General features: G+C 72.9%; 25 protein-coding genes and 1 riboswitch. Of the genes, 8 read left to right on the top strand and 17 right to left on the bottom strand.

Features of this window, described 5'->3' with window-relative positions:
- Window positions 1–2: 2 nt before the first annotated feature.
- The 6 genes from MUY22_RS00790 to cbiE form a co-directional block, all read right to left on the bottom strand.
- On the bottom strand, window positions 3–3,098 hold the full coding sequence (locus tag MUY22_RS00790) for an arabinosyltransferase domain-containing protein (protein ID WP_247055918.1): 3,096 nt from the start codon (window positions 3,096–3,098) through the stop codon (window positions 3–5).
- Window positions 3,099–3,131: 33 nt separating this feature from the next.
- On the bottom strand, window positions 3,132–3,776 hold the full coding sequence (gene bluB, locus MUY22_RS00785) for a 5,6-dimethylbenzimidazole synthase (RefSeq protein WP_247055917.1): 645 nt from the start codon (window positions 3,774–3,776) through the stop codon (window positions 3,132–3,134).
- Window positions 3,773–4,492: a cobalt-precorrin-6A reductase gene (locus MUY22_RS00780; RefSeq protein WP_247055916.1), complete on the bottom strand. Its 720-nt coding sequence runs from the start codon at window positions 4,490–4,492 to the stop codon at window positions 3,773–3,775. The genes bluB and MUY22_RS00780 overlap by 4 nt, the downstream gene beginning before the upstream one ends.
- Window positions 4,489–5,514, bottom strand: coding sequence for a Gfo/Idh/MocA family protein (locus MUY22_RS00775; protein ID WP_247055914.1), 1,026 nt, complete (start codon window positions 5,512–5,514; stop codon window positions 4,489–4,491). Before MUY22_RS00775 ends, MUY22_RS00780 begins: the two co-directional genes overlap by 4 nt.
- Window positions 5,511–6,272 carry a cobalt-precorrin-4/precorrin-4 C(11)-methyltransferase gene (locus tag MUY22_RS00770; protein WP_247055913.1) on the bottom strand — a complete coding sequence of 254 codons (762 nt, stop codon included), beginning with the start codon at window positions 6,270–6,272 and terminating at the stop codon, window positions 5,511–5,513. Before MUY22_RS00770 ends, MUY22_RS00775 begins: the two co-directional genes overlap by 4 nt.
- A gap of 325 nt (window positions 6,273–6,597) precedes the next feature.
- Window positions 6,598–7,806: a precorrin-6y C5,15-methyltransferase (decarboxylating) subunit CbiE gene (gene cbiE / locus MUY22_RS00765; protein WP_371827569.1), complete on the bottom strand. Its 1,209-nt coding sequence runs from the start codon at window positions 7,804–7,806 to the stop codon at window positions 6,598–6,600.
- Between the two features lie 77 nt (window positions 7,807–7,883).
- Between cbiE and MUY22_RS00760 the strand changes: the two genes are divergently transcribed.
- From MUY22_RS00760 to cobC, 4 genes are read left to right on the top strand one after another with little or no spacing between them, the layout of a single operon-like run.
- Window positions 7,884–9,848, top strand: coding sequence for a putative cobaltochelatase (locus MUY22_RS00760; RefSeq protein WP_247055909.1), 1,965 nt, complete (start codon window positions 7,884–7,886; stop codon window positions 9,846–9,848).
- Window positions 9,848–10,462 (top strand): cob(I)yrinic acid a,c-diamide adenosyltransferase, encoded by a 615-nt coding sequence (gene cobO / locus MUY22_RS00755; RefSeq protein ID WP_247055908.1) that lies wholly within the window; start codon window positions 9,848–9,850, stop codon window positions 10,460–10,462. The genes MUY22_RS00760 and cobO overlap by 1 nt, the downstream gene beginning before the upstream one ends.
- A 5-nt stretch (window positions 10,463–10,467) precedes the next feature.
- Window positions 10,468–11,793, top strand: a complete 1,326-nt coding sequence (locus MUY22_RS00750; RefSeq protein ID WP_247055906.1) for a cobyrinate a,c-diamide synthase — start codon at window positions 10,468–10,470, stop codon at window positions 11,791–11,793.
- On the top strand, window positions 11,786–12,802 hold the full coding sequence (gene cobC / locus MUY22_RS00745; protein WP_247055904.1) for an Rv2231c family pyridoxal phosphate-dependent protein CobC: 1,017 nt from the start codon (window positions 11,786–11,788) through the stop codon (window positions 12,800–12,802). Before MUY22_RS00750 ends, cobC begins: the two co-directional genes overlap by 8 nt.
- Here the strand turns inward: cobC and MUY22_RS00740 are convergent.
- The 5 genes from MUY22_RS00740 to MUY22_RS00720 form a co-directional block, all read right to left on the bottom strand.
- The gene (locus tag MUY22_RS00740) at window positions 12,783–13,256 is read right to left on the bottom strand and encodes a hypothetical protein (protein ID WP_247055902.1); all 474 of its coding nucleotides are present in this window, start codon (window positions 13,254–13,256) and stop codon (window positions 12,783–12,785) included. The two genes, cobC and MUY22_RS00740, sit on opposite strands and share 20 nt — an antisense overlap.
- On the bottom strand, window positions 13,253–13,777 hold the full coding sequence (locus tag MUY22_RS00735; RefSeq protein WP_247055900.1) for an RNA polymerase sigma factor: 525 nt from the start codon (window positions 13,775–13,777) through the stop codon (window positions 13,253–13,255). Before MUY22_RS00735 ends, MUY22_RS00740 begins: the two co-directional genes overlap by 4 nt.
- A gap of 14 nt (window positions 13,778–13,791) precedes the next feature.
- Entirely contained in the window at window positions 13,792–14,514 is a 723-nt protein-coding gene (locus tag MUY22_RS00730; RefSeq protein ID WP_247063555.1) for an adenosylcobinamide-GDP ribazoletransferase, read from the bottom strand.
- Window positions 14,515–14,788: 274 nt separating this feature from the next.
- Complete coding sequence (cobT, locus tag MUY22_RS00725; protein WP_247055898.1) at window positions 14,789–15,802, bottom strand: nicotinate-nucleotide--dimethylbenzimidazole phosphoribosyltransferase; 1,014 nt, start codon at window positions 15,800–15,802, stop codon at window positions 14,789–14,791.
- Window positions 15,803–15,824: 22 nt separating this feature from the next.
- Window positions 15,825–16,427, bottom strand: a complete 603-nt coding sequence (locus MUY22_RS00720) for a bifunctional adenosylcobinamide kinase/adenosylcobinamide-phosphate guanylyltransferase (protein WP_247055896.1) — start codon at window positions 16,425–16,427, stop codon at window positions 15,825–15,827.
- Between the two features lie 36 nt (window positions 16,428–16,463).
- Here MUY22_RS00720 and MUY22_RS00715 point away from each other — a divergent pair, with 36 nt between their 5' ends.
- Entirely contained in the window at window positions 16,464–17,423 is a 960-nt protein-coding gene (locus tag MUY22_RS00715) for a cobalamin biosynthesis protein (protein WP_247055894.1), read from the top strand.
- Between the two features lie 419 nt (window positions 17,424–17,842).
- Complete coding sequence (locus MUY22_RS00710; protein WP_247055892.1) at window positions 17,843–19,324, top strand: cobyric acid synthase; 1,482 nt, start codon at window positions 17,843–17,845, stop codon at window positions 19,322–19,324.
- Window positions 19,325–19,327: 3 nt separating this feature from the next.
- On the opposite strand, the gene MUY22_RS00705 is transcribed toward MUY22_RS00710, so the two are convergent.
- The 3 genes from MUY22_RS00705 to MUY22_RS00695 all read right to left on the bottom strand — a co-directional run bounded on the left by MUY22_RS00705 (window position 19,328) and on the right by MUY22_RS00695 (window position 21,025).
- Window positions 19,328–19,963, bottom strand: a complete 636-nt coding sequence (locus MUY22_RS00705) for a DUF4190 domain-containing protein (RefSeq protein ID WP_247055890.1) — start codon at window positions 19,961–19,963, stop codon at window positions 19,328–19,330.
- Between the two features lie 63 nt (window positions 19,964–20,026).
- Window positions 20,027–20,797, bottom strand: a complete 771-nt coding sequence (locus MUY22_RS00700) for a CbtA family protein (RefSeq protein ID WP_247055888.1) — start codon at window positions 20,795–20,797, stop codon at window positions 20,027–20,029.
- Between the two features lie 18 nt (window positions 20,798–20,815).
- Entirely contained in the window at window positions 20,816–21,025 is a 210-nt protein-coding gene (locus MUY22_RS00695) for a CbtB-domain containing protein (RefSeq protein WP_247055886.1), read from the bottom strand.
- 30 nt (window positions 21,026–21,055) lie between these two features.
- Window positions 21,056–21,207: riboswitch (cobalamin riboswitch) on the bottom strand.
- An 11-nt stretch (window positions 21,208–21,218) separates the two neighbouring features.
- Here MUY22_RS00695 and MUY22_RS00690 point away from each other — a divergent pair.
- The gene (locus tag MUY22_RS00690; protein ID WP_247063553.1) at window positions 21,219–22,118 is read left to right on the top strand and encodes an ROK family protein; all 900 of its coding nucleotides are present in this window, start codon (window positions 21,219–21,221) and stop codon (window positions 22,116–22,118) included.
- 357 nt (window positions 22,119–22,475) lie between these two features.
- Here MUY22_RS00690 and MUY22_RS00685 read toward each other — a convergent pair whose 3' ends face one another.
- The 3 genes from MUY22_RS00685 to MUY22_RS00675 form a co-directional block, all read right to left on the bottom strand.
- Window positions 22,476–23,261 (bottom strand): DeoR/GlpR family DNA-binding transcription regulator, encoded by a 786-nt coding sequence (locus MUY22_RS00685; protein WP_247055884.1) that lies wholly within the window; start codon window positions 23,259–23,261, stop codon window positions 22,476–22,478.
- A gap of 48 nt (window positions 23,262–23,309) precedes the next feature.
- A complete protein-coding gene (locus tag MUY22_RS00680) occupies window positions 23,310–24,707 on the bottom strand; it encodes a Dyp-type peroxidase (RefSeq protein WP_247055872.1) in 1,398 nt (465 codons plus the stop codon).
- Between the two features lie 227 nt (window positions 24,708–24,934).
- The gene (locus MUY22_RS00675) at window positions 24,935–25,570 is read right to left on the bottom strand and encodes an RICIN domain-containing protein (RefSeq protein WP_247055869.1); all 636 of its coding nucleotides are present in this window, start codon (window positions 25,568–25,570) and stop codon (window positions 24,935–24,937) included.
- Between the two features lie 274 nt (window positions 25,571–25,844).
- Here MUY22_RS00675 and MUY22_RS00670 point away from each other — a divergent pair, with 274 nt between their 5' ends.
- Entirely contained in the window at window positions 25,845–26,831 is a 987-nt protein-coding gene (locus MUY22_RS00670) for a helix-turn-helix transcriptional regulator (protein WP_247055867.1), read from the top strand.
- The last annotated feature ends 161 nt before the right edge of the window (window positions 26,832–26,992 follow it).

Here is a 26,992-nt window from a genome sequence, read left to right as displayed (position 1 = left end):
CGTCAGCGGGTGGGGTCCTTGCCGTTCGGCTGGCTCGGGCCTGGGCCCGGGGACCACCAGCCGGGGACCGTCTTCTCGCCGTGGATCACCGTCGGGGCGATGCCTTCGGTGAACGGCTCGATCTGCAGCAGCTGGCCCCACGACTGGCTCGGCTGGCCGATCAGGTAGCTCGGGACCTCGGGCTCCTCAGCCAGCTCTTCGAGCCAGCCGATCGGGCCGCCGTTGGTCGAGGACGCCCACTCCGCCTCGTCCGCCAGGCCGCCCGCCGTGATGCGGTACTCCGGGACCTGCGAGATCCCGTCGTGGGACATCACCGGCTGGGCGCACGGGTACACGAACGACGCCGGCCAGTCGATGTACACCGGCTTCGAGCCGATCTTGTCGGTCAACGTCGTGAACGTCGGGACGCGCGGCGCCGACGCCGCGATCCAGCCGTCCTCCGTGAGGTCGTTGTCGACGATGTTGATGCGCAGCGCGTTCGTCTCCGGCGGGAGGTCGCGCAGGTTGATGCGGGTGTCGTTCCAGCCACCCGTGCCCCCGCCCGGCGGGAGCACGAACTGGCTGCGCAGGATCTTCACGCCCTCGGGGGTGTTGACGCCGTAGTCGAGGCTGACCGACGTCGGCCGGCGGGACGCGCCCGCCGTCGCCACCACGACCTGGCCGTCCGCGGGCTTCTCCGTCAGCGCGTACCAGTCGCTGCGCAGGCGGCCCGCGCGCGTCTCGGGGTCGAGGTAGCTCGACCACATCGGCACGTTCTCCGGCGTGAACCCGTGCGGCGGCTCCGCCAGGGGGTCCTTGTCGTCGACCGAGCGGGTGTGGAAGCCGGTCTGGACGCGGCCGTTGTCGCGGTCGGGGTTGGGCAGCGGCGAGTTCTCCGGCGGCTTGGTCTCGTCGGGGACGGTCCGCTGCTCGGACTGCGGGTGCAGGATGCTCGTCGCCGCGTCGCGCTCCACCATGACGTGGTCGGAGAGGTTGCAGCTCTTGCCGAACAGGTGCCCGACGTTCGCCGCGCCCAGGCTGTAGCTGCCGGCCTGGTTGTGGATCGCCCACGCCATCGTGACGAACTCGCCGCCCGCCACCAGGCCGCAGACCACCACCAGCGACAGCGAGCCGAGCCGCAGCGCGCGCAACCGGCCTTCCTGCACCGGTGGCGCGGCGGTGGGCCGGTGCGCGCGGACGTTCTCGACGAACGCGTATACCCCCGCGATCGCGGCCGCCACCAGCAGGATCGTGGACAGCGGGATGCCGCCGATCGACGGCGCCACGTTCGTCCACTGGACGCCGAGGCGCGAGACGAACCAGTACGTGTTCGGCCCGGTCGCGGCCAGCGCGCCGACGACCAGCAGCCCGGCCAGGAACGCGGCGCGGTTGCGTTTGGACCGCAGCACCGTCGAACTGGTCGCGAGGGCCGTCAACGCCGCCATCGACGCCCCGACCGCCGCGAACGCGCCGAAGTGGTGGGTCCACTTCGTCGGCGTCAGGGCCAGGAGCAGGAAGAACAACGCCGTCGTGCCGATCAGGCGGCGCGCGGGGCCGAGCGACGCGCCCTGGATGCGGCCGCGGCGCAGCAGCATCACCAGGCAGGTGGCGGTGCACAGCACGATCAGCAGCACCGGGAACCGGCGTGGCGCCGAGCCGTCCGGCAGGTCGGCGAACAGCAGCTGGTAGCGCGCGAGCTCCTGGAACCACGACAGGTTCGGGCCGACCTGGGTGCGGATCCGGGTCGCCTCCTGGACCGTCGCGAACGTCTGGTCGGCGAACACCACGACCAGCACGAGCAGCCCGGCCGCGGCGACCGGCGCGAGCACCGGCAGCCAGCCGTTCTCGTTGGCGCGCTGGCGGATCAGCTTGAACAGCGGACGCGCGGCGACCAGGTACGGCGCCACCGCGATCAGCCCGGTCGGCGTCGCGGCCAGGGTGAACCCGGCCGCGGTCAGGCCGAGGCACAGCGGCAGCAGCCGCCGCGTCACCAGGGTGCGTTCGACGGCGCAGATCGCCAGCAGCGAGCCGAGCGCGGCGACCGGTTCCGGCCGGACGCCGTTGTTGTAGGGCATCCACCAGACCAGGAACACCGTCGCCGCGGCCCAGCTGGCCGGGCGGCTGGTGCGGACCTGGGCGCCCAGGCGCGGCATGACCTCGCGGCTGATCAGCAGCCAGCACAGGACGCCGAGCAGGAACGACGGCAGCCGGATCCACGGCGGCACCACGCTGACGTGCGCCATCAGCTCGAACACGTGGTAAAACCAGCCGAACGGCGCCTCGGCGACGCCGAACCAGCGGTGGTAGTTCGTCAGGAACCCGGTCTGCTCGGTGACCCGCGCCATGGTCAGGATGTAGCCGTCGTCCGAGGTCACAGGCCCGATGAAGACCCACGCGCCGAGCGCGGCGATCACCGTGGCGTCCCGCATCGTCAGCCGCCACCAGCCGACCGGCGCCCAGCGCGGGGCGCGGCGGGCGAAGCCGGAGTCGCGGCGCCAGACCGCGATCATGCAGCCGATCAGCGACAGCACGGCCAGCACGCCGACGGTGATCTTCAGCGCGGTCGGCGACGTCTGGTACCGCGTGTCCGGCACGACCGAGACGTGCAGCCCGGCGATCGGGTCCTTGCTCGAGTTGATCGAGGAGTAGATGCCGACCACGCGCGGGCGGACGTCACCGTCGGCGTGGAACACCGGCGTCCCGGCGACGGCCAGGGTCATCTGCTTCGCGTCGACGTCCAGCTCGACGTCGCACTTCTCGGCCGGCAGCGGCTGCTGGGCGATCTGCTGGCCCTGGCTGGAGGCGATCAGCACCCCGTTGTCGACGCGCAGCTGCATCCCGACGCCCTTGCCGGACTTCGGGTCGGTGCGGCCGTCGGGCACGGTGGCGAACAGGAGGCCGGGGCCGTTCGTGCGGGCGTCGACCGAACGGACGGCCGCGCACGGCAGTTCGGCGCGCAGATCCTGGGCCCAGTACCCGGTCAAGGGCGCGTTGACGGAGCGGGTGTCGCTGCCGGTCGGCCAGACGACCTCCGCCGTGTCCTGCACCACCGGCAGGAAGGGGAAAGCCAGCGCGCACAGGGCCGAGAGCAACCCCAGCGCTACGGCAATCAGACGCATCGGCGCAACGCTAACGGGTCAGACCGAGGCGGTTCACCCAGACCCCGGGTCACGCGGCGTGAACCGCCCGTGGTGTATCGCCCCGGCCAGGGGACGGCGGCTGCGCCACCCGTGGCGTTCCAGGTCGGGCACGGTTTCGAGCCGGCTGACCGGGCCGGTGCACAGCCACGCGACGGGCCGCACGCCGGCCGGGATGCCGAGCAGTTCGCGCAGGAACGGCTCGCGGTAGAAGCTCACCCAGCCGACGCCGAGACCCTCGGCGGTCGCGGCCAGCCAGAGGTTCTGGATGGCCAGGCAGACCGAGTACAGGCCGGCGTCGGCGATGGCGTGCCGGCCGAGCACGTCGGGCGCGCCGCGCGCGGGGTCGTAGGTGACGACGATGCCGAGGCTCGACTCGAGGATGCCCTCGATCTTGATGTTCGCGAAGGTGCCGGCGCGCTCTTCGCCGAGCTGTCCGGCGAAGACGTCCCGCTCCTCGTGGACGTGCTTCGCGAACCGCTCGCGGGTCGCGTGGTCGTCGACCAGCACGAAGTCCCACGGCTGGCTGAGCCCGACGCTCGGCGCGGCGTGCGCGGCTTCGAGGATCCGCATCAGCGTCGCCTCGGGAATCGGCTCGCCGGTGAACTCGCCGCGGACGTCGCGGCGCTTGCGCAGGACTTCGTAGAACTCTTCGATCATCGGTTCAGCACCCATTCGACGGCCTCGGGCCCGGTCGCGGCGGTCTCGGTCACCGGCCTCGGCGGTCGCCGGACCAGCAGCACGGGCACGCCCAGCTCGCGGGCGGCTGTGAGTTTGGCACTGGTCAGGTCGCCGCCGGAATCCTTCGTGACGAGGACGTCAACCCGGGCGAGCAGTTCGCGCTCGCTGTCCACTTCGTACGGTCCGCGCGCGAGGAGCAGTTCGTGGTGCCGGGGCAGTGGCGGTTCGGGCGGGTCGACGCAGCGGATCAGGAACCAGAGGTCGTCGAGGTGCGCGAAGGCGGGCAGCCCTTGGCGGCCGCTGGTGAGGAAGACGCGTTTGCCCAGGCCGGGGAGTTTCCTGGCGGCGTCGGGGAGGTCGTCCGCCCAGTGCCAGACGTCGTTTTCACCGGCTTCCCAGCCGGGCCGGGCGAGCCGCAGCAGCGGGATCTTCGTGAGTTCGGCCGCCTTCGCCGCGTTGGCGCCGATGCGCTCGGCGAACGGGTGCGTCGCGTCCACGACGGCGCGTACGTCGTTCTCGCGCAGCCAGGCCGCGAGGCCTTCCGCGCCGCCGAAGCCGCCTACGCGCACTTCGCCGACCGGGAGCCGTGGCCGCGCGACGCGTCCCGCCAGGGAAGACACGACGCGCACTCCGCGGTTGGTCAGGTCCGAGGCGAGCTGCCGCGCTTCGCCCGTGCCGCCGAGGATGAGGATCACGAAGGACGTCCGTAGCCGACGGCTTCCCGCCAGCGGTCGAGCGTTCGCATGTTGGCCAGCGTCTCCGCCCAGGTCAGCTCGGGCGCCTGCCGGTCACCGACGTGCGCGGCGACGTGATCCGCTTCGCGCGCGAAGAGCCCCTGGCTCGCTTCGATCTCGATGACCTGGGGTTCTCCGTCGAGCGGGGTGAGGACGATCTGCGACGTCACCGGCTTGCGCAGCGCGTGGATCCACGCCGGCCGCGGCACGTGCAGCTGTCCTCGGCTGCCGTAGACGTGGATGCCGTCCTCCTGCGCGAGCCGGAACCCGCACGAGAGCCGCGCGAGGATGTCGCCGGGCAGTCGCAGCAGGCCGGTCGCGTACTCGTCGACACCGGTCGCGGACAGCTTCGCCATCCCCGTCACCTCTTCCGGCTCCACGACGTCGACGCCGAGCGCCGCCTGCGCGACCAGGCGCGCCAGCGACGTGCAGTAACAGCCGACGTCGAGGATCCCGCCGCCGCCGAGCGCGAGGTCGCCGAGCCGGGCCACCTCGCCGTCTTCACCGTCTTCGCCGGCGTAGCTGAAGGTGACGTCGACCGCGCGCACCTCGCCGATCGCGCCGGACGAGATCAGCTCGGCCAGCCGCCGCGTCTGCGGGTGCAGCCGGTACATGAACGCCTCCATCAGGAAGACGTCGTGTGTGCGGGCCGCGGCGATGACCTCCTCGGCGTCGGCGGCGGTGACGGTCAGCGGCTTCTCGCACAGCACGTGCTTGCCCGCTTCGGCCGCCGCGATCGCCCATTCCCGGTGCATCGGGTGCGGCGTCGAGACGTACACCGCGTCGACCTCCGGATCGGCGAGGAGGTCTTCGTAGCTGCCGTAGGCCTTCGGGATCTCGAAGCGCGTCGCGAACTCGCGCGCCCGGTCGGCGGACCGCGCGGCGACGGCGGTCAGCACGCCGTGCTTGCTCTCGTCGACGCCCGCGGCGAACTCGGCGGCGATGGTCCCGGCGGCCAGCAGGCCCCAGCGCAGGTGCGTCACAACGACTCCGGTTGGTTCGCCCGGTCGCGGGCACTGGAATAGAGGAAGCTGTCCGGAAACCCGGCCGCGGCGAGCACCCGGCCGACGAAGATGGTCGCCGCCCGCGTCATCCCGGCCGCGCGGACCAGCTGCGGGAGTTCGCCGAGCACCCCGCGCACGACGGTTTCGCCGGGCTGGCTCGCGAGCGCCACGACGGCGACCGGGCAGTCGGCGCCGTAGTGCGGGGCGAGCTCGCCGGTGACCCGTTCGACGTGGTTGATCGCCAGGTGCAGCGCGAGGGTCGCCCCGGTGGCGGCGAACGCGGCCAGCGTCTCGCCCGGCGGCATCGCGGTCGAGCGGGCCTGCACGCGCGTGATGATCAGGCTCTGCCCGACCGCCGGCACGGTCAGCTCCCGCCCGAGCACCGCGGCCGACGCCGCGAAGGCGGGCACGCCGGGCACGACCTCGTACGGCACGCCGGCGGCGTCGAGGCGCCGCGCTTGCTCGGCGACGGCGCTGTAGAGCGACGGGTCGCCAGAGCACAACCGGACGACATCGTGCCCGGCCCGGTGCCCGTGGACCAGCTTCTCGACGATCTCCACCAGGCTGAGGTTCGCCGTGTCCACCAGCTCCGCGGACGGCGGGCAGTACGCGAGCAGGTCGGTGGGCGTCATGCTGCCGGGGTAGAGGCAGCCGCCGCAGCGAGCCAGCAGGTCACGCCCGCGCACGGTGATCAGGTCCGCGGCCCCGGGGCCGGCACCGACGAAGTACACGGTCATCGGCTGCTCCCCAGGGTGCGGGCCGCAGTGGCGCGGCCGGACGTTCGTCGTGCGTCGTGGGTGCGGACCGAGGCGGCGCGGCCGGACGGTCGCGGTGCGCTGTAGGCACCGACCGAGGCGGCGTGGCACGACGGCCGCCGCGCGACGCGGGCACGGACCGAGATGGCGTGGCCGGTCGATGGCCCTCGCCCGCAGCCGCGGGCTGCTGTGGTGCAACCGGTCGTTCGCCGTGCGCCGTGGGCACGAGCCGCGGTGGCGCGGCCAGACATTCGCCGTGCGCCGCGGGTGCGGGCCGCGGCCGTGGCTGCCGCCGTGGCACGGCCGGTCATCGGCTGCTCCATTGCGTCACGGTCCGCGCCGGCGTCCAGCCGGTGAAGCCGCCCAGCGGGGCGGCCCGCTCGACCGCGATCCGCAGCAGCTCACCCCCGTGCTGCTCGTACGCCCGGGCCAGGACCTGCTCGGCCTCCAGGGTGACTCCGTGCGCCACCACTCGCGCGCCCGTGGTCAGGCACGCGTCCAGTACACCCGGCACCGTGACGCCGCCTCCGATGAAGACGGCGTCCGGCGCGGGCAGCGCGCTCAGCGCGTCGGGTGCTTCTCCGGTCACCACCTCCAGTTCCGGTACTCCCAGGTCGACCGCGTTGCGGCCGATCCGCTCGGCGCGTTCGGGATCTCGCTCGATCGCGATCGAGCGGTTCATCGCGTGCATCCGCGACCATTCGATGCCGACGCTGCCCGCGCCCGCCCCGACGTCCCACAGCAGGTCGCCGGGGCTCGGGGCGAGGCGGGCCAGCGCCGAGACCCGCAGGTCGCGCTTCGTCAGCTGGCCGTCGTGGGCGTACACGTCGTCCGGGATGCCGATCAGGGGCAGCGCCGGGCCGGTGCACTCCAGCGCGAACACCGTCAGCGGACCGGGATCGCCGGTCCAGCCGTCGAAGATGCGCTCTTCGGGCCCGCCCAGGTTCTCCAGCGCGAACAGCTCGCTCTCGCCATAACCCCGCACGGTGAGCAGGGAGCGCAGAGCCGCCGCGTCGGCACCCAGGACGAGCACCCGCCGGCGCGGCGCGAGCACCCGGGCCGCGCGCGCCGACGATCGGCCGACGAGGGTCACCACCTCGGTCTCCTCGGCGGACCAGCCCAGCCGGGCCCGGGCCAGTGTCACCGACGAGAGCGCGGGCAGCGCCTCGACCTCGTATCCATGAGCCACCAGAGTAGAACCCACCCCCGACAAAAACGGATCTCCGCTGGCCAGGACGCACACGCGGTGGCCGTCGTGCTCGGCGAGCAGCGCGTCCAGACCGGGCAGCAACGGCGAAGGCCACGGCACCGCCGGCACCTCCGCGGGCAGGTACCCCAGCTGCCGCGGCGCGCCGACGACGACGTCGGCGCCGAGGACGAGGGCCTGGGCTTGTTCCGAGAGCCCGGGCCAGCCGTCGGCGCCGATCCCGACCACCGTCAGGCGTCGTGGGCTCCGCGGTGGGACGTCGTCGGAATCCCCGGGTCCCGTTGCAGGTCGACGTGATTTTTCGCGCACGATTTCCCACCCTAAGCGAGGCGGGCGCTGTGCGATGATCGGCCGGTCGCCGACCTCCGCCGCCCGAAGGAGTGCTGTTGAAGCCGTACCCGTTCACCGCCGTCGTCGGGATGCCGGACCTGCGCCTGGCGCTGATCCTGTCCTCGATCTCGCCCGCCGTGGGCGGGGTGCTGGTGCGGGGTGAGAAGGGCACCGCGAAGTCGACCATGGTCCGCGCGCTCGCGGGCCTGCTGCCCGGCGTGGACGTCGTCGACGGCTGCCGCTTTTCGTGCGATCCCGCGGCTCCCGACCCGGTCTGCCCGGACGGCCCCCACGACGGCGCGAGCGGCCACCGGCGGCCCGCGCGGCTGGTCGAGCTGCCCGTCGGCGCGGCCGAAGACCGCGTCGTCGGCTCGTTGAACCTGGAGCGTGCGCTCGCCGAGGGCGTCACGGACTACCAGCCCGGCCTGCTCGCCGCCGCGCACCGCGGGCTGCTGTACGTCGATGAGGTCAACCTGCTGCACGACCACCTCGTCGACACGCTGCTCGACGCCGCCGCGATGGGCCGCGCGACCGTCGAGCGCGAGGGCGTCTCCGTGTCGCACGCGGCGCGGTTCGTGCTGATCGGCACCATGAACCCCGAGGAAGGCGAGCTGCGCCCGCAGCTGCTGGACCGGTTCGGCCTGACCGTCGAGGTCGCCTCCAGCCGCGATCCCGGGCAGCGCGTCGAGGTCGTCCGCCGTCGCCTGGCCTACGAAGCCGATCCCGACGCCTTCGCCGCCGGGTACGCCGACGAAGACACCCGCCTCGCCGAGGAGATCGAGTCGGCGCAACGGCTTCTGCCCGCGGTCAAGCTGCCCGACGACGCGCTGCGGCAGATCGCCGAGATCTGCGCGTCCTTCGAGGTCGACGGCATGCGCGCGGACATCGTCACCGCGCGCGCCGCGGTCGCGCACGCGGCCTGGGCCGGGCGCGACGAGGTGACCACCGAAGACGTCCGCGTCGCCGCCCGGCTCGCGCTGCCGCACCGGCGCCGCCGCAACCCGTTCGACGCGCCGGGGATCTCGGAAGAGCAGCTGGAGCAGGCCCTTCAGGACGCCCAGCCGCCGGAGCCCGGCCCCGAGGACGACGGCCCGGGCAGCGGTTCGACGCCGGAGGACGCGCCGCAAGACGTTCCGCCGGACGTTCCTCAGGGAGGAGACGCGCCGCAGGGGCAGCCCCAGCAGCAGGGCGGGCAGCAGAAGACCGTCGGCGCCGGCGAGACGTTCAAGGCCCGCGTGTTCCGCGTCAAGGGCATGGGCGAGGGCGAGCGAGGCCGCCGGTCGCGCGCGATCACCGACAGCGGCCGCACCATCGGCGTCCAGCCCCCGAGCGTCCGGGACGGGCGGCCGCACCTGGTCGCGACCGTCAAAGCCGCGGCGCCGCACCAGAAAACCCGTGGTCGCGAGGGTGCCGGCCTGAAGATGCGGCGCCAGGACCTGCGGTTCGCGCTGCGCGAAGGCCGTGAAGGCAACCTCGTACTGTTCTGCGTCGACGCGTCGGGCTCGATGGGCGCGAAGGCCCGCATGCGCGAGGTCAAGTCCGCGGTGCTGTCCCTGCTGCTCGACGCCTACCAGCGCCGCGACAAGGTCGGGCTCGTCACTTTTCGCGGTGACAGCGCGAAACTCGCGCTGCCGCCGACGATCAGCGTCGACGCGGCCGCGTCCCGCCTCGAAGGCCTGCCGACCGGTGGCCGGACGCCGCTGGCCGAGGGCCTCCTGGAAGCCGCGCGAGTGCTGCGCGTCGAAGAGATCCGCGATCCGCGACGCCGTCCGCTGCTGGTCGTCGTCACCGACGGCCGCGCCACCAGCGGCGCGAACGCCGTCGCGCGCGCCCAGGCCGCGGCCGGGCTGCTCACCGGCGTCACGACCGTGGTGATGGACTGCGAAAGCGGCAAGATGCGGCTCGGTCTCGCCGCGGATCTGGCCGTCCGCCTCGGCGGCGAGCACGTGCCGCTGTCCGACGTCGCCGCGGAGTCGCTCGCCGACGCCGTCCGCGCGCGCACCGCGGGGCGGGCCGCCTGATGCCGCAGGGGAAACCGGAAGTCGTCCCGAAGGACGGGCTGACCACGCGCCAGCGCCGCAACCGGCCGCTGCTCGCCGTGCACACCGGCGAGATGAAGGGCAAGTCGACCGCGGCCTTCGGGATGGCCCTGCGCGCCTGGAACCAGGGCTGGTCGATCGGCGTGTTCCAGTTCGTCAAGTCGGCGAAGTGGCGCGTCGGCGAGGAAGCCGCGTTCCGCGCGCTGGGCAAGCTGCACGACGACACCGGCGAAGGCGGGCCGGTCGAGTGGCACAAGATGGGTGAGGGCTGGAGCTGGGCGCGCAAGTCCGGCACCGACGAGGACCACGCGTCGAACGCCCGTGAGGGCTGGGCGGAGATCAAGCGCCGGCTCGCCGCCGAGACGCACGACTTCTACGTCCTCGACGAGTTCTCGTACCTGCTCAAGTGGGGCTGGCTCGAAGTCGACGACGTCGTGTCCACTTTGGTCGATCGGCCAGGGCACCAGCACGTCGTCATCACCGGCCGGTACGCGCCGCCCGAACTGCTCGACGCCGCCGACCTCGTCGCCGAGATGACCAAGGTCAAGCACCCGATGGACGCCGGCCAGAAGGGTCAGCGGGGGATCGAGTGGTAGCGCGCGTGGTCATCGCGGCGCCCGGCTCCGGGCACGGCAAGACGACCATCGCCGCCGGGCTGATGGCGGCCCTGCGCGCGGCCGGGCACCGGGTGTCGGGGCACAAGATCGGCCCGGACTTCATCGACCCGAGCTACCACGCGCTGGCGACCGGCCGGCCGGCGCGCAACCTCGACCCGTTCCTGCAGGGTGAGGACACGCTGATCCCGTTGCTGCGCCACGGTTCTCGCGATGCGGACATCGCCGTGATCGAGGGCGTGATGGGCCTGTTCGACGGCGCACTGGGTACCGAGGGGTACGCCTCGACCGCGCACGTCGCCCGGCTGATCGACGCGCCGGTGGTCCTGGTGGTGGACGCGTCGGCGGCCTCGCGCAGCGTCGCGGCGACGGTGCTCGGGTTCGCCTCCTACGACACGCGGGTGCGGCTCGCCGGCGTCATCCTGAACAAGCTGGGCTCGCAACGGCACTCCGACGAGATCGCGTCCGCGCTGGAAGCGACCGGCGTCCCGCTGCTGGGTGCGTTGTACCGCAACGAAGAGATCCACGCGCCGAGCCGGCACCTCGGCCTGGTGCCCGCCGCGGAACGGTCCGCGGAAGCCGAGCGCGTGCTGCCGTCGCTCGCCGCGTGGGTCACCGAGGGCGTCGACCTGGCGGCGATCGTCCGGATCGCTTCGGGGGCGTCCCGGCTTTCGGCTCCGATGTGGACACCGTCCGGTGTGGACGGTCCACGCGCGACGGTCGCGGCCGCGGGCGGGCCGGCGTTCACCTTCCGCTACACCGAGAACATCGAGCTGCTCGCGGCGTGCGGTATCGACGTCGTGGACGTCGATCCGTTGCGGGAAAAGACGTTGCCCGACGGGTGCGCCGGGTTGTACTTCGGCGGCGGGTTCCCCGAGGTGCACGCGGCCGAGCTGTCGGCGAACACGGCGTTGCGTGCCGAAGTGGCGAAGGCCGTCGACCGCGGGATGCCGGTCAGCGCGGAATGCGCCGGGCTGTTGTACCTGTGCCAGTCGCTGGACGGCGTGCCGATGGTCGGCGCGGTGCCGGCGGACGCCAAGATGACCGCGCGGGGCAAGCTCGGCTACCGGCGCGCGGTCGCCGTCGAGGACAACGTGCTGGCCGCGGCCGGTCAGCGCGTCACCGGGCACGAGTTCCACCGCACCGAAGTCACGCCGTCGCACGGCGCGTCGGCGGCCTGGGGCTGGGATCGGCAGCTGGACGGCTTCGCGTCGCCGACGCTGCACGCGTCCTACCTGCACGTCCACTGGGCCGGGTATCCCGAGCTGGCGCAGCGTTTTGCCGGCCGCGTCCGGGCTTTCGCCCATGGCTGAGTACGACCTGCACCACCACGGCGACCGCGAGGTCGGGCCGGGGCTGGTGGATCTCGCGGTGAACGTCCGGTTGCCGCGGCCGCCGGCGTGGCTGCGGGCCGAGCTGGCGTCCGCTTTGGACACTCTCGCGGCTTATCCTTCCGCCGTTGAAGCAACTGCTGCCGTCGCGGCGCGGCACGGCCGTTCTCCCGCGGAAGTGCTGGTCACGGCCGGCGCCGCGGAGGCGTTCACGCTCCTGGCGTCGGCGCTGCGGCCGCGTCGTGCGGTGGTCGTACACCCGCAGTTCACCGAGCCGGAGGCCGCGCTGCGAGCGGCGGGTCACGGGGTTTCGCGCGTGATCCTGTCCGAAGTGGACGGATTCGTGCTCGATCCGGCCGCGGTGCCCGGCGACGCGGATCTGGTGTTCGTCGGCAACCCGACGAATCCGACTTCGGTGCTGCACCCGGCGTCTTCGCTGCGTGCGTTGGCCCGGCCCGGGCGGCTGCTGGTCGTCGACGAGGCCTTCCTGGACGCGGTTCCCGGGGAGGCCGAGAGCCTGGCTCACGGCGTTCCCGGCGTCGTTGTGCTGCGCAGCCTCACAAAAACCTGGGGCTTGGCCGGGTTGCGGGCCGGGTACGTGCTCGCCGAACCTTCCGTGATCGAGCGGCTGCGTGCGGTCCAGGTGCCGTGGTCGGTGTCCACTTTGGCCGGTGTGGCGACGGTGGCGTGCTGCCGTCCGTCCGCTGTGGAGGAAGCCGAAAAGCTTGCTGCGGCGGCGGAATCGGACCGCGAGTACCTGGTGTCGGGCCTGACCGCGGCAGGCGTTCGCGTGCTCGGCGAGCCGCGCGGCCCGTTCGTGCTGGTGCGCGTCCCCGGCGGCGTCGATGTCCGCCTGCGGCTGCGCGAAGCGGGTTACGCGGTCCGCCGCGGCGACACGTTCCCCGGGTTGGGGCCGGACCACCTGCGCCTGGCGGTGCGGGATCGTGAAACGACGGACGCGTTCCTGACGGCTATTCGCAGAGGTGCTTGAACGCCGTCGCGCCGCGCCGGACCAGGAACCGCACCTCGTGGCCCTGGTCGTCGCGGAAGATCATGTCCCCGGAGTCGGTGAAGAACATCGTGCCCTCCTGGTAGGGGTTGCCCCAGCCCGCCGGCGCGCCGCCGTTCGGGCCGTACAGCGGCGTTTCCGCCTCGAAGTAGGTCAGGCCGCTGCGCGTCTCGTCGACGCCGCAGTGGGTGAGCAGCGCGAAGTTCGGCAGGAAGCCGTGAGTCTGGCGGGGCAGCGGCACCGCCGGGACGACCGGCACGGGCGCCGGTGCCGGGCGGCTCGCGAGGATGATCCCGCCGGCGGCCAGGATCGTGACGGCCGCGACCAGGGCCGGGACGAGCACCCGCCGTCGCGGTGCCGGTGCGGTTTCCCGGACGTCGACGTGATCGGCGAGGGCTGCGAAGGCGGCGCGCAGCCGCGTTTCGACGTCGGTCATCGGAGCTGTCCTTCCAGTTTCGCGAGCGCGCGGGACGCGCAGGTCTTGACCGTGCCGCGGGAGACGCCGAGCGTGTCGGCGATCTCGGCCTCGGAGAGGCCGGACCAGTACCGCAGCACGAGCACCTCCCGTTGCCGTCGCGGCAGCTGCCGCACGGCGGCGATGACCTCGCGGTGTTCCTCGTCGAGCAGGGCTTCGGCGTCGGCGGGCGGGCCGTCGTCGCGTTCGGCTTGCTCGGCTTTGCGGTGCCGCAGCCGCAGGGCCGCGCGCCGCTGGGCGGAGCGGGCGCCGTTGACGACGGAGACGCGCAGGTAGCCGCCGGCGCGGGCGGGGTCGTCGAGCGGCCATCGCTTGAAGAGCGCGACGAAGGCGTCCTGCACGACGTCCTCGGCGAGCCCGCGGTCGCCGAGCAGCAGCACGGCGAGCCGGACGAGGCCGGGGCGGTGGGCACGGAAGAGTTCCGCCAGGTCCACGGCGATGTCGGTGCTCAGGGCGTCCTCCTCGGCGTTTACCTGGTACACGCCGGGCGGAGGCCTCAGGTTGACAGCGCGAGCAACGCGGCCGCGACCCCGGCTTCGACGCCCGCGCCGAGGACGTCGCCGGTGACGCCGCCGAGCCGGGTGGTGCAGCGCCGGAGCAGCGCCGCGGCGACGGCGTAGGCCAGCAGGACGGCCAGCGGTCCGCGCCACCACGGCAAGCCGGGAAGGAACGCGGAGCCGGCGGCCGCTGCTGCGGCCAAGGCTGCCGCCGCCGACCGCGGCACCGAGCCCGCGACCGTCGCGCCCAAGCCCTCCGGACGCGCCGACGGGACGCCTTTCGCGCAGGACATCGACAGCGTGCAGCGGCCGATCAGGATCGCGGCGCAGGCGGCGACGCCGTGGTCCGCCGCGATTGCCCCGGCCAGCGCGCCGACCTGGACGAGCAGGACGAAGACCAGCGTCGCGACCCCGGTCGGCCCGGAGTCGCCGCGGCGCATGACGTCGAGGGCCTTGGCGCGGTCGTAGGAGGCACCGAGGCCGTCGGCGGTGTCGGCGAGCCCGTCCAGGTGCAGGCCACGGCTGCCGAGCGCGACCGCCCCGAGCGCGAGCGCCGCGACGGCGACCGCGGGGAGCGCGTGCCCGGCCCACACGATCAGCCCGGCCGCCGCGGCCAGCGGGACAGCGGCCAGCGGCGCGAGCACCATGGCGCCGCCGGCCACACGCCGGTCGATGACGCGCGGCGCCGGGACGGGCACGGTGGTCAGCGTCCCGACGGCCATCCGCGCGGCATCACCCCAGCGGCTCACGTCGGCTCGCCCGCGGTCCGGCCGCGGCCGGTGGGGTTGTCCTGGGCTCGGTCCGCGTTGGCGGAGTTGCGGTCCGCTCGGCCCAGATCGGCGGAGTTGCCATCCGCTCGGCCGGAACCGGCAGAGTTGTCCACAGGTGCGTCGGCACCGGCGGAGTTGTCCACAGATCGCCGAACGGGGCTTCCGACCGGCCACCCGCCGGTAGACTGGACAGGGGACGCCCCCCAGGGAGTGGTGGGGGCTGCGTTCACGCCAAGTCCGCCAGCAGGCCCATGTCCGCGATGATCGCGCGGGCCGCGCGCAGCGTCGGGATCGCCTGCACCGCGCCGCTGCCTTCGCCCAGGCGAAGCCCGAAGTCCAGGATCGGTTCCAAGCCCAGCGCCTTCAGCGCGAACGCCTGCGACGGTTCCGTCGAGCGGTGCCCGGCCAGCCACCACTGCTCCGCCCCCGGCGCGATGTCCCGCGCCACCAGGGCCGCCGCGCCCGAGAACACGCCGTCCAGGACCACCGGGATACCGCGGACCGCCGCTTGGACCAGGAAGCCCGCCGTCGCCGCGACGCAGGCGCTGCCCAGGGCCGTCAGCCGCTCGAACGGGTCATCCACCCGGCCCGCGGTCCGCGTCAACGCCGCCGAGACCGCCGCCGTCTTGCGCTCCAAGCCATCCGCGTCGACGCCGGTTCCGGTGCCGACCACCTCGGACGCCGGCAACCCCAGCGACGCCGCGACCAGGGCCGCGCACATCGCCGTGTTGCCGATGCCCATGTCACCCGGGATGAGCACGTCCGCTTCGCGCTCTTCGTCCGCGATCGCGCGGCCCGCCTCGAAAGCCGCCCGCGCTTCGCCCGGCTCCAAGGCGTCCTCGACGTCGATCGAGCCCGAGCCGCGGCGGATCTTGTGGGCCGTCACGTCCGCCGGGACGTCCGAACCGTCCCAGTCGACGCCGAGGTCGGCGACCCGGACCCGCGCGCCGACCTGCGCGGCCAGCACGTTGACGCCGCTCTTGCCGGCCAGGAACACCCGCACCATCGCCGCGGTCACCTCGCGCGGGTACGCCGACAGCGCGGACACGCCGTGGTCGCCCGCGAAGACGACGACGCGGACGTCGTCCAGGGGGCGCGGCGGCACGCTGCCGTGCGCCGCGGCCAGCCAGGCGGCGATCTCCTCGAGCCTGCCCAGCGAGCCGAGCGGCTTGACCAGGCCGTCGAGCCGCTCCTGCGCGGCGGCGCGGACGGTGGCATCAGGCACGGGTACGTCGAACACGAGCGCCTCCGGGGTACGGGTCCTACAGGTCGAGCACCCGCCCCGCGACGACCAGCTGGACCCGGTCGGCGTCGGCGGACACCCGGTTGTTGAGTGCGCCCAGCACATCACGGAACAGCCGTCCGGACGACGTTGCGGGCACCACACCGCTGCCGACCTCGTTGCTGACCGCGACCACCGGCACCCGCGCAGCGGCCCACGCGGCCAGGAAGTCCTCGAGCCGGTCGTCGAGCCGGTGCTCCCAGCCCCGCTCCTGCTCCCACGCGCCGACCTCGTCGAGCACCCGCGAGAGCCAGGTGCCGAGGCAGTCGATGAGGAGCGGCTCGGTCGCCTTCCTGAGCGTGCCCGCGAGGTCCGTGGTCTCGACGGTCTTCCAGTTCGACGGCCGCCGCGCCTGGTGCGCGGCCACCCGCGCGGCCCATTCGGGGTCGTCGTCGCTCGGGAGCAGGCCGGGCGCGACGTAGACGAGGTGCGGGTGGCGGGCGACGAGCCGCTCGGCGTGCCGCGACTTCCCCGAGCGGACCCCGCCGAGGACGAGCACCTTTCCTTCGTCGCGTCCGTACCGGCGGAGGGCGCGGGCCAGGTTTTCGAGATACCCGGCTAGCCGGTGCGTCAGCTTGGTCATACCGGGCATTGTGGTGCACGCGCTAACGTGCGCCACGTGCCACTCCGTCTAGGGACAACCGCGGCCGGACTCGTTACCGGATATGTCGCCGACACCCTGTTCGGCGACCCCCGTCGGGGGCATCCGGTGGCGATCTTCGGTACCGCCGCGGCGGCTCTCGAACGCCGCGTGTGGGCCGACTCGAAGCGGCGCGGAGCCGCCTACGCGGGTTTGAGCGCCTTCACAGCTGTCGGCCTCGGCGCCGCGCTTCAGACTGTGACGCGGCGAAGTCCCTTCGCGCGCTTCGCGGCGACTGCCGTCTGTACGTGGGTGGTGCTTGGTGGACGTGGTCTCGCCGACGAAGGCGCGGAGATGGCGAAGCTGCTCGAAGCGGGCGAAGTCCCTTCGGCGCGTATGCGGCTCTCGCACCTCTGCGCGCGCGACGCGACGACGCTCGACTCCGCCGGGCTGACCCGCGCGGCGACCGAGTCGATCGCCGAGAACACGTCGGACGCCGTGGTCGCGCCGCTGTTCTGGGGCGCCGTCGCCGGGCTGCCGGGCCTGCTCGGCTACCGCGCGCTCAACACACTCGACGCGATGGTCGGCTACCGCTCACCGCACTACCAGGAGTTCGGCTGGGCGGCGGCGCGCGCCGACGACCTGGTGAACCTGGCCCCGTCCCGCCTCGGAGCCGCGCTAACGGCTGTATGCGCGCCCCTCGTCGGCGGCCGGGCGCACACGGCCTGGCGGATCTGGCGCCGCGACGGCGGGCACCACCCGAGCCCCAACGCGGGCCAGGTGGAGGCGGCGTTCGCGGGCGCGCTGGGCATCCGGCTGGGCGGCACGAACAGCTACGGCGGCGAGGTCGAGCGCCGGGCGCGGCTGGGCGAGGGACGTGACCCGGAGCCGGTCGACCTGCGCCGGGCGGTGCGGTTGTCCCGGCTGGTGGGTGCGGCCGCGCTGACTGTGGCTGCGGCTGTGGTGGGCAGCGTCGGGATCGGCCGTGGCCGCGATTAGCGCCGGGATCGGCCGTGGCCGCGCTGGTCGCCGAGCGGCGGCTGCGGCTGTCAGGTCCAGGATCGGCCTCGGGCTCGCGATGGCAGCCCCCACCACTCCCTGGGGGGCGGCCCCTGTCCAGTCTATCGGCCGGTGGCCGGTCACAAGCCCCGTTCGGCGATCTGTGGACAACTCGGCGGGTACCGCGCGATCTGTGGACAACTCCGCGGGTGTCACACGATCCATGGGCAACTCTGCGGATACTGGGCGATGAGCGGACAACTCCGCGAGTAGTGCACGAGCTGTGGACAATCCGCGGGTGCCGGGCGACCTGCGGACAACCCTGCGACTGGTGCGCGACCTGCGGACAACTCAGCGAGTACTGCGCGAGCTGCGGACAAATCCGTGGCTACCGCGCGGCCGGTGGAAAGGGAGGAACTATGAGCGGCCTGCTCGTCGCCGGGACGACGTCCGATGCCGGGAAGAGCCTGGTCACCGCCGGGATCTGCCGGTGGCTCGCCCGGCGTGGGGTGCGCGTCGCACCCTTCAAAGCACAGAACATGTCCAACAACTCCATGGTCTGCGCCGACGGCGCCGAGATCGGGCGCGCCCAGTGGCTGCAGGCGCGGGCGGCGCGCGTCGAGCCCGAGGCCGCGATGAATCCCGTGCTGCTCAAGCCCGGGAATGACCGGCGCAGTCACGTCGTCGCGCTCGGGAAACCGTTCGGCACCCTCGAAGCGGGGGAGTACGCGACCGGCCGCGCCGGGCTCGCCGAGATCGCCTTCGCCGCCTACGAAGACCTCAGCGCGCGCTGCGACGTCGTCGTCTGCGAAGGCGCGGGCAGCCCCGCCGAGATCAACCTGCGCGGCGGCGACTACGTCAACCTGGGGCTGGCGCGGCGGTTCGGGCTGCCGGTGCTCGTCGTCGGCGACATCGACCGCGGTGGCGTGCTCGCCGCGATGTTCGGCACCCTCGCGCTGCTCTCGGCCGAGGACCAGGCGCTGGTCGCGGGCTGGGTCGTCAACAAGTTCCGCGGTGACGTCGGGCTGCTGCGCCCGGGCCTGGACAGCCTGGAGAAGGTCACCGGCCGGCCGGTGCTGGGCGTGCTGCCCTGGCTCCACCGGGTGTGGATCGACTCGGAGGACGCCCTGGCCGCGGCCGGCTGGCGCCGGGAGGCCCACCGCGGCGGCTTGAGCGTGGCCGTCGTCCGGTTCCCGCGCGCGTCCAACGCCACCGACGTCGACGCCCTCGCCGCCGAACCCGGCGTCACGGTGTCGCTGACCGCCGACCCGGACACGGTCGCCGCGGCGGACGTGGTCGTGCTGCCCGGTTCTCGCGCCACAGTCGACGACCTGGCCTGGCTGCGTGCCCGCGGTCTCGACACGGCGCTGGCGGCCCGCGCCGCGGCCGGGAAGCCGGTCCTCGGCATCTGCGGCGGCTACCAGATGCTCGCGGACTCCATTGTGGACGACGTCGAGTCCGGCGCCGGCGAGGTACCGGGCCTGGGCCTGCTGCCGGCCCGGGTGACGTTCGCCGAGGAGAAGGTGCTCGCTCGCCCGTCGGGCGAGTGGCGCGGCACCCGTGTAGACGCCTATGAGATCCACCACGGTTCGGTGACGGCGTCCGCGCCCCTGGAGTCCTTTCTGGACGGTCACCGCGCCGGCGCCGTCTGGGGCACGCTCTGGCACGGCGCCTTCGAGAACGACGCCTTCCGCCGCGCATGGCTCACCGAAGCGACGGCGCAGGCGGGCGTCTCGTGGACGCCGTCCCCGGACGCGCCGGGCTTCGCCGACCTGCGCGAGGACATGCTGGACCGGCTGGCGGACGCCGTCGGCGAGCACCTCGACACGGCGGCGCTGCTGACGTTGCTGGAACTGGGCGCGCCGGCGGGCCTGCCGTTCGTGCCGCCCGGAGCGCCCTGACGGTCAGGGCTGGAGCGGCCCGGCGAGCTTGCCGTCCGGCTTTCCGAAGGTGCAGGTCGCCTCCCGGGCCCCGGCGTTCCAGGACGACTCGGTCGGGACGTGCGCCAGGAACTCCAGGTCGGGCGGCGGGGTGCCGTGGGTGAAGTACGCCGCCCCCGCGATCCGGCACAACGGCTGCGCCAGCTCCCGCAGCGTGGTGAGCCCCGGGTAGGTCGCGTACCCGCCGCTGACGTCGACCCGGTCGGCGATCTGCTCGTCGTGCGGCGCGTCGCAGGCGGCCCGGATCACCTGCTCGCCGTCCGCGTCCAGGCAGTCGCCGATCGCCAAGCCCTGGATGTGGTCCGGGCCGGGCGCCGCCTGCGTGACGTGTTTCGGCCCGGTCGTGATCAGGCTGACGCCCAAGCCCAGCCAGACCACGCTGACCGTCAGCCCGGCGATCGCGAGCCCACGTCCGGACCGGCCGCTGCCGCCGATCCGGACGAGCGCGCGCCAGCCGAACACCACGCCGAGCGGGACGAGCCCGAGCAGCCCGCAGACGAGCGACGCGATCGCGAACCCGTCGGTCCCGGCGGGATCGACGAGCCCGCGGACGGTCGTCTGGTCGTGGCTGGACAGCGTGGAGCGTGTTTCGTCGAACAAGATTCCCCTCCGGAGTCCCCCGACCCGGCGGGGAACCCTAGAGGAGCGACGCCTGGTTCTTGATCACGAAATAACGGCGGCCGGGGTCTTCTTGGTCAGCGACTTCTCCGCGAGGGCCCCGAAAGACAGGCCCAGGGCGAGCCAGAGCGTGGCCTGGGTGCCGATCGACGCCGTCCGGAAACGCCAGAGCGTCGACGCCGGGAAAGCCGCGGGGACCTCGTCGACCACCGGCATCAGCCACGCCACCAGGGCGACCACCACGAGGTAGCCCGCCGCGGCGAGGAGGAAGCCGTTGAGCGCGCCGAACCGGTCCGCGAGCTTGCGGCCGAACACCGTCGCGAGGATGCCCGCGAGCAGGGAGACGGCGACGAACCCGAAGTACAGCTCGGTGCGCGAGCCGATCGTGCCCGGCTGGCCCACCGCGGGCGGGTTGGCCGGGTACTTGAGGAACGGGATCAGGAACACCACGGCGAACGCGCCGCCGGTGAGCAGCAACGCCGTCACCCGCGGGCGGAGGCTGCCGAGGCGGCCCTGGACGAACGCGAAGGCGAGTGAGAGCAGCCCGCCGATCGCGACGGCGTAGACCAGCACGCCGGCCAGCAGCCCGACGGTGCTCTGGATGTCGCGGGGGACGAGCTCCTCTTCGGGCGCTTCGGCGGCCTGCCCGGCGCCGGCGTCGGCGTCCGTCCCGTGGGCATGGTCGTGGGAAAGGGTCTCTTCGAGCCCGATGGACGTGTCGACCGGCGGCTCGCCGAAGGCGTAGGCGAAACCGAACGCGAGCACGCCGGCGATCAGGCCCGCGAGCATGCCGCGGACCAGCAGGGACTTCATCATGGGAGTACGTGCCGCCGATCAGTGGCAGGGGAAGGCCAGCAGGTGCCGGCCGTCGTGCACGAACTCGTGGACGTACATGTTCGCGAAGATCGAGGTGGCGCCCTGCTCGGCGCTGACGAAGTACACCGCGATCAGGGCGAGGAGCACCACGAACACCGCCCACGGGACGATCTCACGGATCGGGATCCGGACCGGGAGCGGAACGGCGGGGACTGCCGCTTGCGACATGGTGGGGGCCTCCTCGGGCTTTCGCGGCCTCATCGGGGTTCATACGACGGTCCGGGTCTGGCTTCCCCCTGGCGGGGGTCACAGTGGCGCGACCGCGCGGACTTGCACCGCGTTCCGGATTCCGTCGTCTTGCCGGTTGAGCGTAGGTCCGCACTTCCGGGCCCGTCAATGTGACAATGCGCCGGTGACTCGAATGGTGGCGGCCCTCGACGTGGGCGGTACGACGATCAAGGCGGCGCTGCTCGACGAGCAGCTGCAGCCGAAGGCGACGCTGCGGGCCGAGACGGCGCGCAGCGCGGACGGCACGGCGCTGGCCGAGCAGGTGGCGGAGATCGTCGACATGCTGGCCGGGCAGGCCGGCACAGTGACACCGGCCGCGGTCGGCGTGGTGGTGCCGGGGATCGTCGACGAGGAGACCCGGATCTGCCACTTCTCCGCCAACCTCGACTGGCGCGAGGTCCACTTCGGCGAGCTGCTGGAGGACCGGCTGGGGCTGCCGGTGGCGTTCGGCCACGACGTCACCGCGGGCGGCATCGCCGAGTTCCGCGTCGGCGCCGGACAGGGCGCGCGGAACGCGGCGTTCATCCCGGTCGGCACCGGGATCGCGGCCGCGCTGCTGCTCGACGGCCGCATCCACCGCGCGGGCGGGCAGGCGGGCGAGGTCGGCCACATCGACGTCGGCCACTCGCTGAAGTGCGGCTGCGGCGCGACCGGCTGCCTGGAGGCGATTTCCTCGGCGGCGGCGATCGCCCGCCGCTACACCGAACGCACGGGCCGCCCCGCCGACGGCGCGCGGGAGGTCGTCGACCTGGCCCGCCACGGCGACGAGGTCGCGGTGGAGGTGGTCCAGGACGCGCTGGACGGCCTCGGCCACGGCATCCGGACGCTGCTGACGCTGCTCGGCCCGGAGGTGATCGTCCTGGGCGGCGGGCTGTTCACGGCGGCGGACTACGTGCTCGAGCCGGTGCGCGACTGGCTGGCGTCGCACCTGACTTTCCAGCGGATGCCGGAGCTGCGGATCGCGAAGCTGGGCGACGAGGCCGGGCGGCTGGGGGCGGGGCTGCTGGCCTTGGACCGGCTGGCGGCGCACTGACGGAGCTGCTGTGCCCTGGCGGCGCGCTGACGGAGCTGCTGTGCCTCTTTCGGATCCGCCCCGGCTGTGTCTCTGACGTCTCTGACGGATCTGCCCGGCTGTGTCAAGTCGCTTGTCCACAGCCGGGCAGTTGTCCACAGATTTGCCGGAGCCCGTTTTTGCAGGTCAGGGGCGATAGACTGGACGTGGGACGCCCCCCAGGGAGTGGTGGGGGCTGGTCTGGGGGGCTGGGGGTTTCCACACCGGCCGAGCGCGACGCCGATCGGAGCGGAAGGGGCCTCGGGCCGCTCGCTGGGGTGTAGTCATCGCCGGACACCTCGCCGCGGGCCGCCCGGCGACGTCACCACCGACGGCTGGTCAGGCCGTGACGACCTCGACTCCCGCCGCTGCGAAGGCCGCTATCTGGTCCGGGTCCGCTCCCGAGTCCGTGATCAGCTGGTGGACCGCCGTGGTGTCGCAGATGCGGGCGAACGCGTGGCCGCCCAGTTTGCCGCTGTCCGCTATCACCACCACCTGACGCGCTCGCGATGCCAGCAGGCGGTTGATGCTCGCCTCGCCTTCGTGGTGGGCGTACGCGCCGCGCTCGGGGTCGAACGCGTCCACGCCCAGGAACACCAGGTCCAGGGTGATCTGGTCGAGGAACAGGCTGGCCAGCGGGCCCGTCAGCTCGAAGGAGTGCTGGCGGGCCACGCCGCCCGTCACGACGATCTTGATGTTGGGGCGGACCGCCAGCTCGTGGGCGATGTTGAGCGCGTTCGTCACCACCGTCAGCGCCGGCGAGCCGTCGCGCTCGGCCAGCTCCGGGCGCAGCGCCAGCGCGCGGGCGACCTCTGTGCTCGTGGTGCCGCCGTTGAGGCCCAGCACCATCCCGCGCTCGACCAGCCGTGCGGCGGCCGCGCTGATGCGCTGCTTCTCCGGCGCATTGCGCGCGGCCTTGTGCCGCAACGGCAGGTCGTACGCGACGTTGCTCGCCACCGCGCCGCCCCGCGTGCGGGTCAGCAGCTGGCGACCGGCCAGGTGGTCCAGATCCCGCCGGATCGTGGCGGGGGAGACGTCGAGCTCCTCCGCGGAGGCCTCGACGTCGATCTTGTCCCGCTGCCCCACCATGTCCAGCAGTGCGCTGAGCCGTTCGTGCCGGTCCAAGCCCGTCCCTTTCGCCGCTTCACCAGGAGCGGTAAAGGTACCGGGTAATCAGAGCGAGCGTAGGAAGGCGAGCGACGGCATGAAGAAGTATTCGCCGCCCTTGAGCGTCACCGACTGCGGCACCGGCTCCGCCGCGCGCTGCGCCGAGCCGCCCCAGTCGACCGTGTAGTCCGACGACCCGCGCGCGCCCTGGCCGATCACCGGGTCCAGGCCCGGCGTGACGCCGTCGACGATCGGGAAGCCCGGGTTGTCCGCCCAGATCGCCTGGGTGAACTCGAACTGGTTGCCCAGCACGGAGTTGAAGGCCATGAACAGCAGCCCGACCCCGCCGCTCGGGCGCGCCCCGGGCGGCAGGTCGGCGTTCGGGTCGTCCGGACGCTCGCCGTAGGTGACGCCGCGGCGGGCCATCAGGTGCAGGCGTTCGTCGGCCGCGGCTTCCGCGCCGCCCGAGCCGCGCGGGTTCGTCTTCCGGATGTGCGCCTGGAACGGGCACTTGAGCGCGTCGCGGTCGCTGTCGAAGGTGAAGTTGTTCGACACCGGGCTCTCGGCGCCGTCCTCCCGCTGGGTGGTCAGCGGCGTGCCGTCCTCGAACCGGCCGATGATCATCGCGCCGGCGCGCTCGCGGTCGTCGCCGGTGAGGCTCAGCGTGTCGGCCAGGTCCGCTTCCGCCTGCTTGAACCGGCGCACGTTCTGCTCCAGCTTGCGGAAAACGAAGTAACTGCCGAAATGCACGCCGGGATCCGGCGCCGCGGTGTCGGGCACCAATACCTGGGAAAGCGGCGCCGCCGGATTCCAGACGTTGATGCCGTCGGTGTTGTTCTTTTCCGCGTCGACGTCTTCGGTGAGGAACAACGGCTGGCTGCGGCCGTCGACGTAGCCGAAGTGCTCGATGCCTTCGCCGCGCGCGTTGACCCGGCCGAGCCCGGTTTCCTCCGCCACGACGGCGACGGAGTCCGGCAGCAGGTCGAGGATCTCGTTGCGCCGCGCGGTCATCGCCTTGTCGGTGGCGTCGCCGACGAGCACGACGGCGTGGATTTCGCCGTGGTAGCCCGGATCGAACGTCGAGCGCGGCGGATCGCTCAGCTTCCGCCGCGTGTCCGGCGCCGCCATGCCCCGCAGGAACGCCTCGTCCTGCGGGACGTTCTCGACGCCGAGCGCGCGGTAGCCCGCCGCGGTGAGCCCGGCGCCGACGTACGGCGTCCCGGGGGCGCCGCCGCTCTTGAACCCGCCGACCTCGGCGAGGTGTTCCTTGGCGGACTTCATCTTCCCGGTGACCGAGACGAGGAACGCCCGCGCCGCCGCCGGCTCGCCGAACGTCAGGAACAACGCGGAAAGGTGGTCGCGCACGTGCGCTTTGAGGATGTTCGGCTGCAACTCGCCGAGCATCGTGGCGGCGTCACCGCTCGCCGTGGTCCAGGACAGTGTGGTGGACAGATCGACAGACATCAGGGTCCCCTCCCCAAGTAAACCGCCTAGCGGCGGTACCCGGCCGGCTCCTCCCCTGCGGCCGGCCGGGTCCCCTGAACACAGAATGCAACGAACGGGCGGCTTCGCGCCACCCGCTCGGCGGTTTCACACGAAAGATTAAGGTGAACGCGTAATTGCTACGGAAACGGAAACGCGGGCCCCGGCCGGGACCCGCGTTCCGTTCAAACGACTAGCCGATCAACTGGTCAGGACCACCACTGGGACGTGCCGCCCGCGATGAAGTCCCACAGCTGCAGGCGCGTGCCGTTCGTCCCGGCCGACCCCTCGGCGGTCAGGTAGCGCGTGCTCGCGCCGCTCTGCAGCCGCAGGTAGCCCTCCGGGTTGACGGTGCCCGCCCACCACTGGTTCTTGCCACCGGCGATGAAGTCCCAGAGCTGGACCTTGGTGCCGTTCTTGCCGATCGAGTTCAGGTCGGCGTCGAGGTACCGGTTGCTCTGGTAGTTCTGGAAGCGGTAGAAGCCCTCCGGGTTCTGAGTCAGCCAGAACGCCTGGTTCGGCGCCGTGTCGTTGCAGTCCCAGAGCTGCACCTTCGTGCCGTTCGCGCCGATCGTGTTCAGATCCGCGTCCCAGCAACGGCCGGACTGAGCGGAGACGATCAGCCACGGCCCCGGGTCGACGTCGGCCGCCGCGCGGTTGGTGGACCGCTGCTGCTTCGCCGCGTCGGCCACCTTCGAGTGCCGGAGCGTGACCCCGGCCAGCGAAGAGACCTTCACATCCCCCTTGCCATCGGCCGGCGCCGCGCCGGCCTGCGGTACGGCGACCAGGCCCAGCAGGCCCGCCGCCGCGGCGACCGTCACCATCAGTCGCTTGATCTTCGTCATCGTTCCCCTTTTCGGCATCTGGATGGCACCTGAAGACGGGGAGAAGGCAGGCGCCACCCAGCCCCGGGCCACCATGGACCCGGCGCGCGGCAAAACCGGCGAATCCCCCTCGTCGAGACCCTCAAACCCCCGAAAGCGGGCCTCTGAAAGCCATCATTCAGGGGAGTTCCTGCCTCGTCGAGCAGATTTCCCGGAGCGGCAAAGACGCTGGTCAGCGGTGTAACGGAACGGTACGGCGGCCGATAGAGGGGGACAGACACCCGGGGGGCCATCGGTGCGCATCGAGCTGACGTTGCACGACCTGATCCGCGTCGGGCTCGCCGCCGCGGCCGACCCGATGGCCGAGCTCGCCGCGAGCCTGCAGGTCCTGCAACGGCGTGACGGCGGGCGCAACGCGGCGTCGTCGGCGTTCAACCGCTGGCGGCACCGGGTGTGGCAGGGCCTGCCGGACTCGGCGGCCGTGCTGATGTGGCTCTGCCGCCCGGACGCGCCGCTCCCGGAGTTCCTGCTGCCGGCCGCGGGCCGCTACGACCTGGAGTCGGGACTCACGGCGGTGCTGAAGACGGACCCGACGGCGCTGAAGATCGGCTTGCGCACCGCGCCGGCCGACCACGAGCTCCCGGGCTGGGCGACGGCGCTCGCCGACGGCGATACCGCGGGCCTGCCGCGATTGGTCCAGGCCATGCAGGACTACCACGAACTGGCCCTCGCGCCGAGCTGGGACTTCGTCGGCGCCCAGGTGGACGCGGACCTCGGGATGCGCACGCAGGTGCTGCTCCACGGCGGCGTCGACGCGCTGCTGACCGGCCTGCGCCCGATGGTCCGCTGGGCGCCCCCGGTGCTGGAGACCGACGACCGCACCGCCGGCGGGCCCGTGTCGGAGGGCACCGGGCTGCTGCTGGTGCCGACGTACTTCGCGGTGTGCCCGGCGCTCGTCACGCCCGCCCCGGGCGGGATCCCGCGGCTGCTCTACCCGTGCGTCCGCCAGGCCTTCTACGGGTCGGGGCCCGACCGCGCGGCCCGGCCCGTGCGCGGCAACGCGCTGGCGGACCTGCTCGGCCCGACCCGCGCGGCGGCGCTGACGGTGCTGGCGGTCGGCTGCAGCACGTCCGAACTGGCGGCGCGGCTGGGCGTCACGCCGTCGGCGGTCAGCAAGCACGCGACGGTCCTGCGCCGCGCGGGGCTGATCATCACGCACCGGGAGCGCAACACGGTGCTGCACTCGCTGACCCCGCTGGGCAGCGCGCTGCTCGACAGCTGACAACGGTTCCGCCCGGCACCGGGAATTCGACGCCGGCCGCTCTGGCCGGACTTTCGGGCTGTGCCGGCGGTCCCGTCGAACGCGGGCGCTGAGCACCGGGTTCGACGAGCTGTGAACCCACCCCGGGAAAGGGACGGCGCCGGCGGCGGTGACGACTCTGG

Origin of the sequence: Amycolatopsis sp. WQ 127309 (assembly GCF_023023025.1) — a bacterium.
Lineage (GTDB): Bacteria > Actinomycetota > Actinomycetes > Mycobacteriales > Pseudonocardiaceae > Amycolatopsis.
This window is presented reverse-complemented; position numbering and strand designations above follow the sequence as displayed.